The 15,977-nt window shown below is 76.9% G+C and carries 21 protein-coding genes; 13 read left to right on the forward strand and 8 right to left on the reverse strand.

Annotated features, from left to right (window positions below; genetic code table 11):
- Positions 1–82 precede the first annotated feature (82 nt).
- Both ACI8AK_RS02790 and ACI8AK_RS02795 read left to right on the forward strand, forming a co-directional pair.
- Positions 83–1,063 (forward strand): ferritin-like domain-containing protein, encoded by a 981-nt coding sequence (locus tag ACI8AK_RS02790; RefSeq protein ID WP_387988815.1) that lies wholly within the window; start codon positions 83–85, stop codon positions 1,061–1,063.
- A gap of 120 nt (positions 1,064–1,183) precedes the next feature.
- Positions 1,184–1,609, forward strand: a complete 426-nt coding sequence (locus ACI8AK_RS02795; protein WP_387988816.1) for a hypothetical protein — start codon at positions 1,184–1,186, stop codon at positions 1,607–1,609.
- Positions 1,610–1,658: 49 nt separating this feature from the next.
- On the opposite strand, the gene ACI8AK_RS02800 is transcribed toward ACI8AK_RS02795, so the two are convergent.
- Positions 1,659–1,940 (reverse strand): DUF427 domain-containing protein, encoded by a 282-nt coding sequence (locus ACI8AK_RS02800; protein ID WP_456955059.1) that lies wholly within the window; start codon positions 1,938–1,940, stop codon positions 1,659–1,661.
- Between the two features lie 120 nt (positions 1,941–2,060).
- Between ACI8AK_RS02800 and ACI8AK_RS02805 the strand changes: the two genes are divergently transcribed.
- Both ACI8AK_RS02805 and ACI8AK_RS02810 read left to right on the forward strand, forming a co-directional pair.
- Positions 2,061–2,312, forward strand: coding sequence for a hypothetical protein (locus ACI8AK_RS02805; protein ID WP_387988818.1), 252 nt, complete (start codon positions 2,061–2,063; stop codon positions 2,310–2,312).
- Positions 2,313–2,426: 114 nt separating this feature from the next.
- The gene (locus ACI8AK_RS02810; RefSeq protein WP_456955060.1) at positions 2,427–3,056 is read left to right on the forward strand and encodes an LppU/SCO3897 family protein; all 630 of its coding nucleotides are present in this window, start codon (positions 2,427–2,429) and stop codon (positions 3,054–3,056) included.
- A 57-nt stretch (positions 3,057–3,113) separates the two neighbouring features.
- Here ACI8AK_RS02810 and ACI8AK_RS02815 read toward each other — a convergent pair whose 3' ends face one another.
- Positions 3,114–3,497, reverse strand: coding sequence for a PaaI family thioesterase (locus ACI8AK_RS02815; RefSeq protein WP_387988820.1), 384 nt, complete (start codon positions 3,495–3,497; stop codon positions 3,114–3,116).
- Between the two features lie 81 nt (positions 3,498–3,578).
- Here ACI8AK_RS02815 and ACI8AK_RS02820 point away from each other — a divergent pair, with 81 nt between their 5' ends.
- Complete coding sequence (locus tag ACI8AK_RS02820; protein ID WP_387988821.1) at positions 3,579–4,130, forward strand: DM13 domain-containing protein; 552 nt, start codon at positions 3,579–3,581, stop codon at positions 4,128–4,130.
- A 7-nt stretch (positions 4,131–4,137) separates the two neighbouring features.
- On the opposite strand, the gene ACI8AK_RS02825 is transcribed toward ACI8AK_RS02820, so the two are convergent.
- Genes ACI8AK_RS02825 through ACI8AK_RS02835 form a run of 3 tightly spaced genes read right to left on the reverse strand, consistent with a single transcriptional unit; the run spans position 4,138 to position 6,498 of the window.
- Complete coding sequence (locus tag ACI8AK_RS02825) at positions 4,138–4,584, reverse strand: GNAT family N-acetyltransferase (protein ID WP_387988822.1); 447 nt, start codon at positions 4,582–4,584, stop codon at positions 4,138–4,140.
- 19 nt (positions 4,585–4,603) lie between these two features.
- Complete coding sequence (locus tag ACI8AK_RS02830) at positions 4,604–5,467, reverse strand: ABC transporter permease (protein WP_387988823.1); 864 nt, start codon at positions 5,465–5,467, stop codon at positions 4,604–4,606.
- Positions 5,464–6,498 (reverse strand): ATP-binding cassette domain-containing protein, encoded by a 1,035-nt coding sequence (locus ACI8AK_RS02835; RefSeq protein WP_387988824.1) that lies wholly within the window; start codon positions 6,496–6,498, stop codon positions 5,464–5,466. The genes ACI8AK_RS02830 and ACI8AK_RS02835 overlap by 4 nt, the downstream gene beginning before the upstream one ends.
- Positions 6,499–6,670: 172 nt before the next feature.
- Between ACI8AK_RS02835 and ACI8AK_RS02840 the strand changes: the two genes are divergently transcribed.
- The 6 genes from ACI8AK_RS02840 to ACI8AK_RS02865 all read left to right on the forward strand — a co-directional run bounded on the left by ACI8AK_RS02840 (position 6,671) and on the right by ACI8AK_RS02865 (position 12,796).
- Entirely contained in the window at positions 6,671–7,693 is a 1,023-nt protein-coding gene (locus ACI8AK_RS02840) for an iron ABC transporter substrate-binding protein (protein WP_387988825.1), read from the forward strand.
- Positions 7,694–7,785: 92 nt separating this feature from the next.
- Complete coding sequence (locus ACI8AK_RS02845; RefSeq protein WP_456955061.1) at positions 7,786–9,288, forward strand: ABC transporter permease; 1,503 nt, start codon at positions 7,786–7,788, stop codon at positions 9,286–9,288.
- Entirely contained in the window at positions 9,285–10,349 is a 1,065-nt protein-coding gene (locus ACI8AK_RS02850; RefSeq protein ID WP_387988827.1) for an ABC transporter ATP-binding protein, read from the forward strand. Before ACI8AK_RS02845 ends, ACI8AK_RS02850 begins: the two co-directional genes overlap by 4 nt.
- Before the next feature lie 43 nt (positions 10,350–10,392).
- Positions 10,393–11,184 (forward strand): aldolase/citrate lyase family protein, encoded by a 792-nt coding sequence (locus ACI8AK_RS02855; RefSeq protein WP_456955062.1) that lies wholly within the window; start codon positions 10,393–10,395, stop codon positions 11,182–11,184.
- On the forward strand, positions 11,181–12,038 hold the full coding sequence (locus ACI8AK_RS02860) for an NAD-dependent epimerase/dehydratase family protein (protein WP_456955063.1): 858 nt from the start codon (positions 11,181–11,183) through the stop codon (positions 12,036–12,038). Before ACI8AK_RS02855 ends, ACI8AK_RS02860 begins: the two co-directional genes overlap by 4 nt.
- Positions 12,035–12,796 carry a glycosyltransferase gene (locus ACI8AK_RS02865; RefSeq protein ID WP_456955064.1) on the forward strand — a complete coding sequence of 254 codons (762 nt, stop codon included), beginning with the start codon at positions 12,035–12,037 and terminating at the stop codon, positions 12,794–12,796. Before ACI8AK_RS02860 ends, ACI8AK_RS02865 begins: the two co-directional genes overlap by 4 nt.
- On the opposite strand, the gene ACI8AK_RS02870 is transcribed toward ACI8AK_RS02865, so the two are convergent.
- On the reverse strand, positions 12,711–14,141 hold the full coding sequence (locus tag ACI8AK_RS02870; protein ID WP_456955065.1) for a hypothetical protein: 1,431 nt from the start codon (positions 14,139–14,141) through the stop codon (positions 12,711–12,713). The two genes, ACI8AK_RS02865 and ACI8AK_RS02870, sit on opposite strands and share 86 nt — an antisense overlap.
- A 62-nt stretch (positions 14,142–14,203) precedes the next feature.
- Between ACI8AK_RS02870 and ACI8AK_RS02875 the strand changes: the two genes are divergently transcribed.
- On the forward strand, positions 14,204–14,662 hold the full coding sequence (locus ACI8AK_RS02875) for a very short patch repair endonuclease (RefSeq protein WP_456955066.1): 459 nt from the start codon (positions 14,204–14,206) through the stop codon (positions 14,660–14,662).
- Between the two features lie 78 nt (positions 14,663–14,740).
- Here the strand turns inward: ACI8AK_RS02875 and ACI8AK_RS02880 are convergent, their stop codons facing one another.
- A complete protein-coding gene (locus tag ACI8AK_RS02880; RefSeq protein WP_456901828.1) occupies positions 14,741–15,226 on the reverse strand; it encodes a DUF6328 family protein in 486 nt (161 codons plus the stop codon).
- Positions 15,227–15,451: 225 nt separating this feature from the next.
- Between ACI8AK_RS02880 and ACI8AK_RS02885 the strand changes: the two genes are divergently transcribed.
- The gene (locus ACI8AK_RS02885; protein ID WP_387988833.1) at positions 15,452–15,682 is read left to right on the forward strand and encodes a hypothetical protein; all 231 of its coding nucleotides are present in this window, start codon (positions 15,452–15,454) and stop codon (positions 15,680–15,682) included.
- Here the strand turns inward: ACI8AK_RS02885 and ACI8AK_RS02890 are convergent.
- The gene (locus tag ACI8AK_RS02890; protein WP_456955067.1) at positions 15,679–15,936 is read right to left on the reverse strand and encodes a hypothetical protein; all 258 of its coding nucleotides are present in this window, start codon (positions 15,934–15,936) and stop codon (positions 15,679–15,681) included. The two genes, ACI8AK_RS02885 and ACI8AK_RS02890, sit on opposite strands and share 4 nt — an antisense overlap.
- Between the last annotated feature and the right edge of the window lie 41 nt (positions 15,937–15,977).

Consider the following 15,977-nt stretch of genomic DNA (forward strand, 5'->3'; position numbering starts at 1 on the left):
ATCCGCTTGCTGTTGTTAGCAGTGTCCGGTGACGGGGCAGGAAGAGGGCGTCAGGCCGTCCCCGATCACTGGAGTCCCCGCCGTGACCGACAACGACAACGCCAAGATCGTCAACCAGCTCCGCGCGCTCGTCCTGCTCAGCCAGACCGAGGAGCAGATCGCCCGCACCCGGGTGCTGCAGGCCCGGACCGACGCCGTCCGCCGCGAGCTGACCCAGAACGCCGACAACGCCGCCGAGCGGACCCGCCTGATCACCGCCGAGCTGCGCGAGCTCGGTGGCGTGCCGGACGTCGTGACCCCGAGCCTCGGCCGGCTGGGCGCCGTCCTCAAGGCCACCTTCGAGCAGGCCGCGCCCATCGAGGAGGCGCTGCTGCAGGACCTCGTGCTCGAGCACCAGCTGCTCGACCGCGCCCTGTACCTCAAGGTGCTCGGCCAGAAGGCCGGCCTCGAGAAGGTCGTGCGGCTCGCCGAGGGCCTGGTCACCGCCCACGAGGCGACCGTCGACTGGCTGCGCGTCGTGCTGGCCGAGGAGGCGCTGGGCGGGCCCGCCGCGCTGCGGCCCACGCCCTTCCAGCAGGTCGCCGGCGCCGCGAGCCGCGCCGTCGTCGCCCCGTACCGCTTCGTCGCCAGCCGGGTGAACGAGGCCCTGGACACCGCCGAGCAGCGGCGGCAGAAGGTCGGCGAGGAGATCGGGCAGGCCGCCAGCAAGGCCAGCGGCTTCGCGGGCGCCGTCCGCGAGACCCTGGGGGCCGGCCGGAGCGCCGCGCTGCGCCGGGCCGAGCGGGTCGCCGACCGCGAGGGCAACCGCGAGGCCGCCGACGCCGCCCGGGCCGCCCGCGAGGAGCTCGGCGACGTCTCCGCCGACGAGCTGCCCGTCAAGGGCTTCGACTCGCTGTCGACCCCGGACGCCGCCGAGGCCGCCAAGGCCCTGCGCGACCCGCGCCAGATCAACGTGCTCATCCGGTACGAGGAGACGCACAAGAACCGGTCGGACGTGATCAGCGCCGCGCAGGTGGCGCTGGCCGCGGTGGCCAAGGAGGCCGTGGGCGTCGAGGACGAGTGACGCCGGGCTGACACGCTCCGGAGGGCCCGCACCCACCCTGGGTGCGGGCCCTCCGCTGACCGGGGGAGATCCGCGTCGCAGCCGGTCGCGACCGTCCGGTTCCTCGGGGAAGGTGGGGGCATGCAGATCACTCCCGAGGCCCTGGAGCAGGAGTTCTCGCTCCAGACGGCCGCCACCCGCCTCGACTTCCTCAGCCGGCGGGACTCCGGGGCGACGACTCTCAACACCGTCCGTGACCGGAACGACGACGACTGGGCCTCGCTGCTGAGCGAGCAGACCTCTCTCGACGTGCCGGAGTCCCTGGAGATCCTCGCGCTCGGCGAGGTCATCGCCCGCAAGGCCCACGACAGCCAGCTGATCGGCTTCCGCGCCGCGCTGCGCGGCGGGGCGAGCTGGGAGCAGATCGCCGCGGCACTGGGCGTCACCCCGGACCAGGCCTGGGAGGCCTACCACCGGGCCATCGAGCGCCAGGAGCGCAGCGCCGACCTCGCGCCCGACGAGGCCGCCTCCGCCCGCGAGCTCGCCGGCGGACGCCCCGGCGCCTGATCGACCGCCGCGAGGGCCCGGCCGCCGCGGCGGCCGGGCCCTCGGCGTGTCAGCGGACCTCGACGCCCCGCCAGAAGGCCACCCGGCCGGTGATCTCCCTCGCCGCGTCCTCCGGCTCGGGGTAGTACCAGGCCGCGTCGGGGTTGGTCCGCCCGTCGACCTCGAGGGAGAAGTAGGAGGCCCGGCCCTTCCACGGGCAGGTGGTGTGCGTCGCCGACGGGCGCAGCACGTCCTCGCGCACCGACTCGCGCGGGAAGTAGGCGTTGCCCTCGACGACGACGACGTCGTCGGACTCCGCGACGACGGTCCCGTTCCACGTGGCTGTGGTCATGCCGCGATCGTGCCGCCCGCCGCCGCGTCCCGCAGGCGTACCGGCGGGCCGGCTGGGCATGTGTGGGGAGAGAGGGCGCAGCACACGCCGCCCCGTCCGTCCTGCACGAGGAGCCCGCCCATGTCCCAGGCCGCCCGTCCGCCCGACCCCGACGACGCGCGGCGGGGCATGCAGCCGCGGCCCAAGCGCGGCCGGGCGATGTTCTTCGGGACCTTCCTCGGCCTGATCGTGCTGGTGTTCGCCTTCATCCTGCTGGTCAGCCAGTGCGGCACCGGGGACGACGACGAGGTGTACGAGGACGACCCGTCCGGCGCCCCCGCGAGCGTCAGCGTCGTGCTCGAGGACCCCGTCCCTGCCCCGGTCGCGACCTGACCCGCGCGGGGGATGCCGCGGCGCGTCCTCCTGACCAGCGCGTTCGCCGTGTGTGAGGGTGCCCGTCGGACCGCGTGCCACCCCGGCGCCGGTCGGAGCACCGAGGAGCACGTGATGACGAACCCGGGACAGCCCGGCACCCCGCCGCCGGCAGGGGGCCCGCAGCCCGGCCGGCCCGTCCCGCCGCAGGGCGCCCCGCAGCCGGGGGGTTGGCAGCCGCCCGCCGGCGGTCCGCCGCAGCCCGGCGCGTGGGGGCAGCCCCAGACCGGCCAGCCGCCGTACGGCCAGCCCGGCCAGCCGCCGTTCGCTCAGGCCCAGCCCGGTCAGCCCGCGTTCGGCCAGCCCGGCGTCCCGGGGCAGTTCGGTCCCGGCCGGCCCGGTCAGCCGGGTCCCTCCGGCGGCCCGGCGCCGGCCGGGAAGCCGGGCAAGGGCAGGAGGATCGGCAGCGTCGTCGCCGCGGTCGCCGTCGCGGGCGGCATCGCCGCGTTCCGCTTCGTCGACTTCGGCGCCCCCGAGGTCGGCGACTGCGTCCAGTCCACCGGCTCGTCGGAGGTCGACGTCGTCGACTGCGACGACCCGGCGGCCGAGCTCCGGGTGGTCGGCGTCGAGGAGGAGGAGCAGACGGAGAGCGAGTACCTCGCCGACCCCGACACCTGCATCGACTTCGCCTCGGCCACCGAGGCGCTCTGGTACGGCAACACCGGCGACGAGGGCACGGTCTACTGCCTCGAGCCCGTCGCCTGATCCGAGCTCCCCACGCGAGCGCCCCGCCGGCCCGGCCGGCGGGGCGCTCGTGCGTTCTCAGCGCTCGAGCAGCGCGAACGTCGCGACGGCGTGCGCCAGCGCCCTGCCCTCCTGCTCGACGTCGGCCTCGCAGATGGTCAGGTGCTCGCCGCGCGTGCGCACCCGGCCGCGGACCTCGAGCGGGCCGGGCCTGCCCGGGCGCAGGTAGGTGACGGTGAGCTGACTGGTCGCGGGCACCTCGCCGTCGCCGGTGGTGCTGCGCACCGCCTGGCCCATCACCGTGTCCACCAGCGTCGCGACGACGCCGCCGTGCAGCGTGCCCGCCGGGTTCAGGTGCTCGTCGCGGACCTCGAACGCCAGCGTCGCGGCGCCGTCGCCGGCGTCCTCCACCGTCGCACCGAGCCGTCCGGCGAACCCGCCGGGGGTCCCGTCGTCTGCCATGGGGCGCGCGGTACCCGCTCACCGGGCAGCCACGCCCGCGGAGCCCCACGGTCGGCGGGGCCGCGGCTAGGGTCCGCCGCCGTGGCAGCGCGGCGGAGGACCTGGATCTGGCTGGCGGCGGCGGTCGTGGTGGTGGCGCTGGCCGCCGTCACGCTCGTCTGGTTCCAGCCGCAGAAGCTCTTCTACGACGACCGGGTGGACGAGAGCCTGCCGTCGGCGGCCGCGGCGGAGACCCCGGGGACCGGCGGCGGGGCAGCGGTCGTCACCGTGGCGCCGCCCGGGCCGGTCGACCTCGCCACCGGCACGTTCGTCTCCCGCGAGCACGAGACCGTCGGCACCGCGCGGGTGGTGCGGCTCCCCGACGGGCAGGTCGTCGTCCGGCTGGAGGGCTTCGAGACCTCCAACGGCCCGGCGCTGTACGTGTACCTGTCGCAGAACCCGGCCACCGGCGAGGAGGCCGCCTTCGACGCGGAGTTCGTCGACCTCGGGCCGCTCAAGGGCAACGTCGGCGACCAGAACTACGCCGTGCCCGCGGGGGTCGACGCGACCGGCTGGACGAGCGTCGTCATCTGGTGCGACCGGTTCGACGCCGCGTTCGGCGCCGCCGACCTGGCACCGGCGACGGCGGTCTGAGCGCGGGTCAGGCCGGCTCGCGGCGCATCGGCACGTGCGGGATGCCGTCCTCGACGTAGCCGGGCCCGCTGAGCCGGAAGCCGAAGCGCTCGTACCAGCCCTGCAGGTGCGCCTGCGCGCCCAGCGTGATCGGGGCGCCCGCGCACAGCTCGATCCCGGCCTCGATCAGCCGCGCGGCCAGTCCCCGCCCGCGCGCGGAGGCGGCGGTGGCGACCCGGCCGATCGCCCGGCTCGCGCCGTCGTCGAGGACGCGGATCGTGGCCAGCACCTCGCCGTCCTCCTCGAACCACAGGTGGCGCGTGGCCGGCTCGGTGTCCCGGCCGTCGAGCTCGGGGTACGGGCACTCCTGCTCGACGACGAAGACGTCGACCCGCAACCGGCAGAGGGCGTACACCTCGAACGGGGTGAGCTCGGCGAAGGGTGCGGTGCGGAGGATCGGCTGCGAGTCGGGCACCCTCCCGTTGTAGCCGACGTCAGTTGCGGGTGCGGTAGCGGCGCATCGTCAGCGGGCCGAGGACGGCCACCAGCACGGCCGCCCACACCAGCACGAGGACGACGTCGGAGCCGGCGACCTCGCCGTGCACCAGCCCGCGCACCGCGCTGACCAGGTGGCTGACCGGGTTGACCTCGACGACGGCCTGCAGCCAGCCGGGCATCGTGGCGGGGTCGACGAAGATGTTGCTGCCGAACGTCAGCGGCGTGATGACCAGCATGCTCCAGCCCATGACCGCGTTCGGCGTGCGCACGACCAGCGCCAGGTAGGTCCAGATCCAGCCGAGCGCGAAGGCGAAGACCAGCAGCAGCGCCACGGCCGCCAGCACCCCGCCCGGCCCGCCCTGCGGCCGGAACCCGAGCGCGAGGCCCAGGCCGACGACCACCGCCGAGGCCAGGGTGAACCGGACGACGTCGCCGAGCAGCGCGCCGACCAGCGCGCTGGGCCGCCAGACCGGCAGCGAGCGGATGCGGTCGAAGACGCCCTTCTCGATGTCGGTGTTGAGCGCCACCCCGGTGTACATCGTGATCATGAGGATGCTCTGCACGAGGATCCCGGGCAGGAAGAACTGCAGGTAGCGGTCGACCGAGCCGGCCAGGGCGCCGCCGAACAGGTACGTGAAGATCAGCGTGAGCATCACCGGGAAGACGGTGACGTCGAACAGCTGCTCCGGGACGTACTTGATCCGCAGCAGGGTGCGCCGGCCGAAGGTCGCCGACGCCGCCAGCGGGCCCTGCGGCCGCGGGCGCTCCGCGGAGCCGAGGGCGGCGAGGACCGCGTCGGTGTCCGGGGCCGTGACCTCGGCGGAGGCGGTCGCGGCCGACGGGCTGTCGAGGGTGGTCATCGCGGGTCCTCCGGGTCGGGGGCGGACGGAGCGGCGGTCTCGGCGGGCCGGCCGGTGAGGGCGAGGAAGACCTCGTCGAGGCTCGGCTGCCCGAGGGCGAACTGGGCCAGCGGGATGCCGGCCGCCTCCAGCTCGGTGAGCGCCCGGGCGGCCGGCCCGGCGTCGGGCACGGCGGCGGTGAGGGCCGCCGGGTCGCCGTCCTCGGTCACCGGCACGGCCAGCACCCGCTCGAGCAGCTCGCGGGCCGCGCCCCGGCGGGCCGGGTCGCCGACCCGCACGTGCAGCGTGCCCGACCCCACCGACGCTTTCAGCTCACCCGGCGTGCCCTCGGCGATGACGCGGCCGGCGTCGATGACGGAGATGCGGTCGGCGAGCTGGTCGGCCTCGTCGAGGTACTGGGTGGTCAGCAGCACCGTCGTCCCGCCGCGGACCAGTGCCCGCACGACGTCCCACACCTGGTTGCGGCTGCGCGGGTCCAGGCCGGTGGTCGGCTCGTCGAGGAAGATCAGGTCCGGCCGGACGACGATGCTCGCGGCGATGTCGATCCGCCGCCGCATGCCGCCGGAGTAGTTCTTCACCTGCTTGCCCGCGGCCTCGGTGAGGCCGAACGCCGACAGCAGCTGGTCGGTGCGCTGGCGGGCGGCGGCCCGCGAGTAGCCGAGCAGCCGGGCGAGCAGCAGCAGGTTCTCCGCGCCGCTGAGCACCTCGTCCAGGGAGGCGAACTGGCCGGTCAGGCTCACCCGCCCGCGGACGGCGTCGGCGTCGGTGACGACGTCGTGGCCGAACACCCGGGCGGTGCCGCCGTCGGGCGGGAGCAGGGTGGCCAGCATGCGGATCGTCGTCGTCTTGCCGGCCCCGTTGGGGCCGAGGAAGCCGTGCACGCCGCCCCGCGGGATCAGCAGGTCGACCCCGGCGACCGCCGTCGTGGTGCCGAAGCGCTTGACCAGGCCCACGGCCTCGATCGCCGGGACACCGTCGCTCCCGGGCGCCCGCCCACCGACCGGCGCCGCATCACCGACGTACGCGGTCACGTGCCCCACCCCCTGCTCCCGAGTCGGGTGCCCGCACGGTCCCGCGCGGGTCTGACGCTTCCGACCGGGGAGGGAGGAGGGACTCATCGGTCCCCCTGCCCGTCAGCGCATCTGGTTAGGTGTGCCTACCCTGGCTGTCGACCCCAGCCGTGCACGTCTTCCTGGAGGACCCGTGACCACGCCCGGGCGGGCCACCGCCGCCGTCCTGACCGCCGTCTGCCTGTCCGGCGCGCTGGCCGCCTGCGGGAGCGCCGGGGCGTCGGACGCGGAGACGCTCACGGTGTACAGCGCCCAGCACGAGAGCCTGGTGCGCACGATGCTCGAGGGCTTCACCGAGGAGACGGGCATCGAGGTGGAGTTCCGCGACGGCAACGACGCGGAGCTGGCCAACCAGATCGTGCAGGAGGGCGACGCCTCGCCCGCCGACGTCTTCCTCACCGAGAACAGCCCGTCGATCGCCGTCCTCGACCGCGAGGGCCTGCTCGCGCCGCTCGAGCAGGGGACCCTGGACCAGGTCGGTGCGCAGTTCCGCCCGTCGTCGGGGACCTGGACCGGCTTCGCCGCCCGCTCGACGGTGCTGGTGTACGACCCCACCGCGCTGCCGGAGGACCAGCTGCCGGAGTCGATCCTGGACCTGGCCGACCCGGCGTGGGAGGGCCGCATCGGCATCGCGGCCGGGGGTGCGGACTTCCAGGCGATCGTCGCCGCGGTGCTGGCGCTGCGCGGCGAGGACGCCACCCGGGCGTGGCTGGAGGGGCTCGAGCGCAACGCCGGCGTCTACCAGAGCAACACCGCCGTGATGGTGGCCGCCGACGAGGGCGAGATCGACGCCGGCGTCATGTACCACTACTACTGGTACCGCGACCAGGCCGAGGGCGGTCTGAAGGGTGACGACGCCCGGCTGCACCTCTTCGGGAACCAGGACCCGGGCGCCTTCCTCAGCGTCTCCGGGGCCGGCGTCCTCGCCTCGTCGGACCAGCCCGACGACGCCCAGCGGCTGGTCGCCTGGCTGACCGGCCGGGAGGCGCAGGAGCGGCTGGCCGAGAGCACCGCCCTGGAGTACGCGGTCGGCACCGGGGTCGCCTCCGCCGAGGCGCTGCCGCCGCTGGACACCCTCGGCGCGCCGGCGGTCGACCCCGGCTCGCTGGACCAGGAGCGGGTCACCGAGCTCATGCAGGAGGTGGGCCTGCTCTGAGCGCCTCCCCGGTCCCCGCCCGTCCGCGCCCCGCGGCGCCCGCCCCGCCGGCGTCGCGGGGCCGGCGCGCGTCCCGGGCCCGGCGCGCGCCGGTGACGGTGGCGCTGGCCGTGGCCGTGGCGGCGCTCGCGCTGCTGCCCCTCGTGCACATCGCGGTCGCCGTCGCCGAGGTCGGGTGGGGCGGCGTGGCGGAGCTGGTCCTCCGGCCGCGGGTCGCCGAGCTGCTGGGCAACACCGTCCGGCTGGTCGCCGGCTCGGTCGCGGTGTGCGTCGTGCTCGGCGTGGGCGCGGCCTGGCTGGTCGAGCGCACCGCGCTGCCCGGCCGCCGGGTGTGGCACGTGCTGATGGTCGCGCCGCTGGCCCTGCCCGCGTTCGTCACCGGCTCGGCGTGGATCTCCCTGCTACCCGGGCTGGACACGTACGGCGGCGCGCTGCTGGTCGTCTCACTGGCCTACTTCCCGTTCGTGTACCTGCCCGCGGTCGCCGCCCTCCGCGGCACCGACCCGGCGCTCGAGGAGACCGCGCGGGGCCTGGGCCTGTCGGGCTGGGCGGTGTTCCGGCGGGTGCAGCTGCCCCAGCTGCGGGTGGCGGTGCTCGGCGGGGCGCTGCTGGTCGCCCTGCACGTGCTGGCCGAGTTCGGCGCCCTGGCGATGCTGCGCTACCCGACCTTCACGACGGCGGTCTACGACCAGTACCGCGCCACCTTCAACGGGCCGGCCGCCACCATGCTCGCGGGCGTCCTCGTGCTGCTGTGCCTGGTGCTGCTGGTGGCCGAGATCCGGCTGCGCGGCGCCCGCGGCTACGCCCGCACCGGGGCCGGCGCCGCCCGCCGGCCGCGCCCGGTCCGGCTCGGGCTGCTCACCGGGCCGGTGCTGCTGGCCCTCGCAGCGCTGGTGGGCCTCTCGCTGGTCGTCCCGGTCGCCGCGCTCGCGTCCTGGTTCCTCACCGGCGCCTCGGCGCGGGTCGACTGGGCGGCCCTGGCCACCACCACCGGGACGACGCTCGCGCTGGCCGCCGCGGCCGCGGCCGTCACCACCGCACTGGCCCTGTCGACCGGCTGGCTCGCCGTGCGCCGCCGCGGGCCGCTCGCCACCGTGCTCGAGCGCACCACCTACCTGGGCAGCGCCGTGCCGGCGATCGTCGTCGCGCTGGCGCTGGTCACGGTGAGCATCCGGGTGGTGCCGGCGCTCTACCAGACCGTCCCGGTGCTGCTGGCCGCCTACGCGATCCTCTTCCTGCCCCGGGCGATCGTCACGGTGCGCGCGGCGGTGGAGCAGTCGCCGCCGGTGCACGACGACGTCGCGGCCTCCCTCGGCGCCTCCGCACCGGCCCGGCTCTGGCGCGTGACCCTCCCGCTGCTGGCCCCGGGGATCGGCGCGGGTGCGGCGCTGGTGTTCCTCGCGGTGGTCACCGAGCTCACCGCCACCCTGCTGCTCGCCCCCACCGGCACCCGGACCCTCGCGACGGCGTTCTGGTCGGCCAGCAGCGCCCTGGAGTACGGCGCCGCCGCTCCCTACGCCGTCGTCATGGTCCTGCTCTCGGCACCGGCCACGGTGCTGCTCTCCCGAGACGTCCGACGAGGTCTGACCACATGAGCGCGCTGACCGTCACCGGCCTGGCGAAGTCCTACGGCCGCACCCCCGTGCTCACCGGGGTGGACCTGCACGTCCCCACCGGGACGACGACCGCACTGCTGGGTCCCTCCGGCTGCGGGAAGACGACGCTGCTGCGCATCGTCGCCGGCTTCGACGACCCCGACGCCGGGACCGTCGAGCTGGGCGGCCGGGTGGTGTCCGGGGCGGGCCGCACGGTGCCCGCCCGCCGGCGCGGCATCGGGTTCGTGCCCCAGGAGGGCGGGCTGTTCCCGCACCTGAGCGTGGCGGGCAACGTCGCCTTCGGCCTGCCCCGCCGGCTGCGCCGCGACCGGGTGCGGATCGCCGGGCTGCTCGCCCTCGTCGGCCTCGACGCCGCGCTCGCCGGCCGCGCGCCGCACCAGCTCTCCGGCGGCCAGCAGCAGCGGGTGGCGCTGGCCCGGGCCCTGGCGCCCGAGCCGTCGCTGGTCCTGCTCGACGAGCCGTTCTCGTCCCTCGACGCCGCGCTGCGGGAGGACACCCGGCGGGCCGTCGTCGAGGCGCTGCGGGCCACCGGCGCGACCGCCGTGCTGGTCACGCACGACCAGGCGGAGGCGCTGTCGACCGCCGACCAGGTGGCGGTCCTGCGCGGCGGGACGCTCGCCCAGCTGGCCGATCCGCGCACGCTCTACCGCGACCCGCGCGACCTGGACGTGGCCGCCTTCGTCGGCGAGGCCGTGGTGCTCGACGGCGTCGCCGCGGGGGGCCGGGTGGCCTCCGAGCTGGGCGAGCTGGTGCTGGCCCGGCCCTGCCCGGACGGCCCGGTCCGGGTGCTGCTCCGCCCCGAGCAGCTGCGGCTGACGACCGGTCCCGGCGCCCGGGTGCGCGACGTCGACTTCTACGGGCACGACGCGCGCGTCGAGCTGGAGCTGCCGTCGGGCCGGCGGGTGAGCGCGCGCACCGAGGGCGCGGACCTGCCGCTGCGCGGCGCGGAGGTCACCGTCACCGTGCAGGGGACGGCGGTGCCGTTCCCGGTGCCTCCGGTCGCGCCGCCGCCGGTCCCGCGGGCCCCGGCCGCTGCCTGACCCTGGGCGCCGGCTGTGGGTTAGGTGTGCCTAAGCTCACTGCGTGGACCTGTTCCTCTTCACCGTGGACGCCGCCTGGGGACGCGACGTCGTCGCGGCCGGTGCGGCCGGGCTCGTCGTCGACTGGGAGCGCCGCGGGAAGCACCGCCGGCAGGCAGGCGAGGGCACCCAGATCAACGCCGACACCCTCGCGGACCTCGAGCGCGTGCGCGCGGCGACCGACGGGCGGGTGCTGTGCCGGATCAACGCCGCGGGTCCGTGGACGGCGCGCGAGGTGGCCGACGCGGTGGCGGCAGGCGCCGACGAGGTCCTGCTGCCCATGGTCCGCACGCCCGAGGAGGTCGACCGCACGCTGGACGTGGTAGCCGGCCGCTGCGGGCTGGGCATCCTGGTCGAGACGCAGGACGCCGTCGACCGGGTCGCCGAGCTGGCCCGGCGGCCCCTGTCGCGGGTCTACGTCGGACTGAACGACCTGCGCATCGACCGGCGGTCGCGGGAGCTGTTCCGGCCGCTGGTCGACGGCACCGTCGAGGCCGTGCGCGCCGCCGTCCCGGTGCCCTTCGGCGTCGGCGGGCTGACCCTGCCCGGCAGGGGCTTCCCGGTCCCCGGGGACCTGCTGGCCGCCGAACTCGTGCGGCTGGGCACCGGCTTCACCTTCCTGCGCCGCTCGTTCACCGCGGACATGGCCGGGCGCGACCCGTTCGTGGAGGTGCCGCGCCTGCTCGCCTCCCTGGCCGACCTCACCCGTGCCGACGCGCCGACCGCAGCCGACCGGCGGAACGCCTTCGTGGCCGCCGTGGAGGCTGCCGCCGCGCCCGTGCCCGTCCCCGCGTGAACGGCCGGGCGCTGGTCACCGGCGCCGGCGGCTTCGTCGGCCGGCACCTGGTGGCGCGGCTGCGCGCCGACGGCTGGGACGTCACCGGGCTGACCCGCGCCCACGTCGACCTCGGCGACCCCGCCGCCGCCGCTGCCGCGGTCCGTGCCGCCGCCCCCGACGTCGTCTTCTCCCTGGCCGCCGGGCGGGCGAAGGCGACCCCGGCCGAGCGCGCCGCCACGGTCGCGGTGAACACGAGCCCGTGGCTGGTCGACGCCCTGCCCGACCACTGCCGCGCCGTCGTGCGGCTCGGCTCGTCGACCGAGTACGCGGCCGCACCGGTGCCGCTGGCCGAGGACGCCCCGCTGCGGCCGCGCGGCTTCTTCGGCGCCACCAAGGCGGCCGGGTCGCTGCTGCTGCAGGCGGCCGCCGCCGAGCGCGGCGTGCGGGCGGCGGTGCTGCGCGCCTTCCAGGTCTACGGGCCCGGCGACCACCCGACCCGGCTGGTGCCGGTGGTGCTCGCCGCCGCGCGCACCGGCGCGACCGTGCCGCTGCCGGCCGGGGTCAGCCGCCGCGACTGGGTGTGGGTGGGCGACGTCGTCGACGCCTGCCTGCGGGCCGCGCTGGCCGACGACCTCCCTCCGGGCACCGTGGTCAACGTCGGCACCGGCGTGCAGACCGACGTCGCGGAGCTGGTCGCGACCGCCGAGCGGGTCACCGGCCGGCAGATCGCCACCGCCCCGGGCGCCCACCCCGGCCGGCACTGGGACGCCGCCGACTGGGTGTGCGACCCGCGCGCCGCCCGCACGCTCCTCGGCTGGACCGCGACGGTCGACCTCGCCGACGGGCTGGCGCGCACGTGGGCGGCGCCGTGAGCGGTCCCCGCGTCGCCGTCGTCGTCCCGGTGTACGGCAACGAGGCGACGCTGCGGCCGCTGGCGGAGCGGCTGGCCGCGGCGCTGGCCGGGCGGGACTGGCGGCTGCGCCTGGTGGTCGACGCCTCGCCCGACGGCAGTCTGGCGGTCGCGCGCGAGCTGGCGGCCGACCCGCGGGTGGCGGTCACCGCGCTCGAGGTCAACGTCGGCCAGCACCGGGCGCTGGCCGCGGGGCTGGCCGACGAGGAGGCCGACGTGTGGGTGTGCCTCGACGCCGACCTGCAGGACCCGCCGGAGGCGGTGCCGGTCCTGCTCGACCGGCTGGCCCGGGGTGACGTCGGCGCGGTGTTCGCCGGCCGCCGCGGGCGGTACGAGTCCCCGGTGCGCCGGGTGACCGGCGAGCTGCACCGGCGGGTCGCCGCCCGGCTCACCGGCCTGCCGCCCGACGCCGGCGCGTTCCTCGCGCTCGGACCGGCGGTGCGCGGCGCCGTCGTCGCGACCGTGCCGGCCGGGGACGCGCCCAGCGTCGTGCTCGCCGCCGGCCTGGCCGGCGCCCCGCTGACCAGCGTGCCGGTCGCCCGGGACCGTCGGCCGGTGGGGACCTCGGCGTGGACCGCACGCGCGCGGCTGCGGCAGTCGCTGCGGTCGCTGGCCTGGGCCGCCTCGCGCGGGGTCAGCGCTCCCAGAGCTGGACGACGAGGTCGGTCTTCGCCGCCGGGAAGTCCTCGGTCCGGGTCAGCGACAGCCCGGCGTCGCTGAGGACCGCGTCGTCGTCGGTGGGCACCGGTTCGCCGTCGATCAGCCGCCGGACCAGCCATACGCGGTCGGCGCCGGCGGGGGCGTCGTCGGGCGGCAGGACGACGTCGGGGCGCAGCCGCGGGCCCGTCGTGCGCACGAAGTGGTCGAGCCCGAGCGCCGCGCGCTGGTCGGCGGCCACCACCGGCTCACCGGCCCGCTGCTCGCGCAGCAGGAACGCGACGACGTCGTCCGACCGCTCCCGCGGCTCCCGCGTGGCGAGCGGCGTGCTCGCCACCAGCGACAGGCCGACCAGGACCGCGGCCACCGGCGTCCGCGCGCCCCGGGGGAGGGCGGTGACCCCGGCGGCGGCGAGCACGCCGAGCCCGACCAGCCCGGCCAGCAGGTAGCGGGGCAGGTAGACCGGCCGGACCGTCTCGGCGGCCAGCAGGAGCAGCAGCGGCACCAGCACCCAGCAGACGCCGACCACCCGCAGCCCCGCGCCGCGCAGCGCGCCGACCACGGCCAGCCCGACGGTGAGGTAGAGAAGCGGCGTGCGCCCGCCGGCCCACGCCTCGACGGCCAGGTCCGCCAGGGTGCCGCCGGTGTCGCGCAGGTGCTCGGCGTTGCGCGCGCCGGTGCCGTTGAGCAGGTTGACGCCGACCAGGCCGGCGACCGGCAGGGCGGCGAGGGTCCCGACGACGGCGACCCGGACGGCCGCCCGCCCGCGGAGCAGCAGCGCCGCGACGACGAACGCCGCCAGCACCGTGACCGCGTACCAGTGCGCGAGGCCCATGCCGGCGCCGGCGAGGCCGACCAGCAGCAGCCCGCGCCCGGTCTGCAGCCAGCGGGTCAGGCCCAGCAGCGCCCCGCCGGTGGCGAGGACGGCCAGCCCGTAGCTGCGCGCCTCCACGGCCTGCTCGAGCAGCAGCGGCGCGGTGGCGGGCACCAGGCCGGCCAGCACGCCGGCCGCCCGGCCGGCCAGCCGGGTGACCGCCCGGGTCACCAGCGCCAGCCCGCCGGCGGTGGCCAGCACGGAGAGCACCCGCAGCGACGTGTCGCCGCCCGCCCCGGGCAGCGACACCCAGGCGTGCACGACGAGGTAGTAGGGCGCGTTGTAGGAGGGCGGGACGTCGGCGAGGTAGCTGGTCACGCCCTCGCCGGTGACGATCGCGCGCAGGATGTCGGCCAGCGGGCGGCGGGCGACCTGGGCGGTGAACGCCTCGTCGAACCAGAGCCCGTGCCCGGGGGCCAGCAGCACGGCGCACAGCAGAGCGAGGACCGCCGGTGGGAGCAGCTCGACGGGGGACCAGCGGAGGGGGCCGCCGGCCGGTCGCGGCGGGGCACCCGTCGTCACCGCCGTCTGCACGGGACACCAGCCTAGGGGAGCGGCACCGCCGGACCGTCGGTGCCGCGGAGCAGGATGCGGGGGTGTCCCCGGCTGGCTCCGACCCGACGCCCGGTCCCGGGCCCGCGCCCGCGCCGTCGTCCGAGGCGGTGGCAGCCCGCTTCCGGCGGCAGGGCCGGCGCGACACCGCTCCCGAGCTGGCGGTGCGGCGGCGGCTGCACGCCCGCGGCGTCCGCTACCGCGTCGACGTCCGGCCCCGGCCCCGTCCAGAGGCTCGCCCCGAGCCTGCGAGGGGTGAGGGGGACGGGGTCCTTACCGGGTGCTTCTGGCACGGGTGCCCGGAGTGCGGGCACCTGCCGAGGGCCAACCGCGACTGGTGGGCGGCGAAGCTCGCTGGCAACGTCGCGCGCGACCGTCGCGCCGACGCCGTCCTCACCGGGCTCGGCTGGCGGGTGCTGCGGTTCTGGGAGCACGAGGACCCGGACACCGTCGCCGACGCCGTCTGCGCCGCCCTCGGCCGGCCCACCCCGTCGGAGGGGTGAACCCCGGTGGCCCGCTCGGGGCCGGGGAGTGGGCCATCCGGGTCCGACGGTCGGCTGGGGCGGACACGTGCCCCGGTGTCAGTGGCGGCCGGTGCCGCCGCGGGCGCGCTGCACGACCGGGCTGCCGATCCACAGCCAGCCCAGCAGCAGCGCCACGACGCCGCCGGTGACCAGCGCCTGCGGGAGGGCGAAGAGGAAGTCGACCACCAGCACCACCGCCGAGACGATCGCGACGGCGAGCACGCACAGGCCGAGGAAGGCGTTGCGGTTGCTGCGCCGCAGCAGGTCCTCCTTGTCGTGCTGGCGGAACAGCGCGCGGTGCTGCGCGGCGGGGGCGATGAGGAGCGCGGTGGCCGCCACGGCGGCGACCAGGGTCACGAAGTAGACGTCGCGCTGGAAGTCGGTCGCGCGGGACGTCGCCTGCTGGAACGGCACGATGAGCAGGAAGGCGAAGAGGAACTGGACCCCGGGCAGCGCCACGCGCAGCTCGTTGAGCAGCTCCATCAGCTCGCGGTCGATCCGCTCGGCGCGGCTCTCCCGCCGCCCGTCGTCCGCGCCGTCCATCCCGTGCTGGGCGGGGACCGGCCGGGCGTCCCGTCGTGCCCGCTGACCAGAGCCCGTCGTCGCCATCGTCGCGCGCTCCCTCCGTGACCGGCCGCCCCGCGGATCCCCGTGATCCCGGCCGTTCGGAGGGCCGTGTACCCGCCGTACGCCCGGTGATCACCTGCTGGTCACCCGCTGGTCACCCGGGCGTCGACCGGAGGAGCCCGCGCGGGGTAGGGGAGGGCCATGTCGATGTGGGAGCCGATGACGCCGAACCGGTACCGCCCGGACGACGAGGTCGCCGCCGCCGACCCGGGCGCCGGCGCACCGCCGCCCGCCGAGGGGTTCGGCGTGGGCGGCGAGGAGCCCGACCGTCCCGAGGAGGGCGGCGGGTCGCCCCCGGGCGCCGAGGGCCAGGACACGGTCTTCCGCACGCCCGACCCCGGCGACGTCCGGCGGGGGACGGACGCCGGCTAGAGCAGCGGGCTGGGCGCCGTCCCGGGGACCTCGCCGGCCTGGTCGGCCTCGCGCAGGTCGTGCGCGGCGCGCACCCGGTAGGCGGGGTAGACGTCGATGCTGCCGTCGGAGGTCTCCACCCAGCACCAGCCCTCGGTGAACAGGACGTGGCAGCGCTCGTGCACCTCGCGCGCCGTCGGGAGCCCGCCGGGCTCGGTGATCTCGATGCGGGCGGCTCTGTGCCACTGCCCGGGCCTGACCCTGCGGAAGTCCATGGCGGTCACCGTGGCACCGGCCGGGCGGCGCGGCCAGCCGT

The organism is Geodermatophilus sp. SYSU D00867 (assembly GCF_054050315.1).

Coding starts and splice junctions, on each gene's coding strand:
- ACI8AK_RS02795 (WP_387988816.1), top strand. CDS start 1,184: ATGCAGATCACTCCCGAGGCCCTGGAGCAGGAGTTCTCGCTCCAGACG.
- ACI8AK_RS02800 (WP_456955059.1), bottom strand. CDS start 1,940: ATGACCACAGCCACGTGGAACGGGACCGTCGTCGCGGAGTCCGACGAC.
- ACI8AK_RS02805 (WP_387988818.1), top strand. CDS start 2,061: ATGTCCCAGGCCGCCCGTCCGCCCGACCCCGACGACGCGCGGCGGGGC.
- ACI8AK_RS02810 (WP_456955060.1), top strand. CDS start 2,427: ATGACGAACCCGGGACAGCCCGGCACCCCGCCGCCGGCAGGGGGCCCG.
- ACI8AK_RS02815 (WP_387988820.1), bottom strand. CDS start 3,497: ATGGCAGACGACGGGACCCCCGGCGGGTTCGCCGGACGGCTCGGTGCG.
- ACI8AK_RS02830 (WP_387988823.1), bottom strand. CDS start 5,467: ATGACCACCCTCGACAGCCCGTCGGCCGCGACCGCCTCCGCCGAGGTC.
- ACI8AK_RS02850 (WP_387988827.1), top strand. CDS start 9,285: ATGAGCGCGCTGACCGTCACCGGCCTGGCGAAGTCCTACGGCCGCACC.
- ACI8AK_RS02880 (WP_456901828.1), bottom strand. CDS start 15,226: ATGGACGGCGCGGACGACGGGCGGCGGGAGAGCCGCGCCGAGCGGATC.
- ACI8AK_RS02885 (WP_387988833.1), top strand. CDS start 15,452: ATGTCGATGTGGGAGCCGATGACGCCGAACCGGTACCGCCCGGACGAC.
- ACI8AK_RS02890 (WP_456955067.1), bottom strand. CDS start 15,936: ATGGACTTCCGCAGGGTCAGGCCCGGGCAGTGGCACAGAGCCGCCCGC.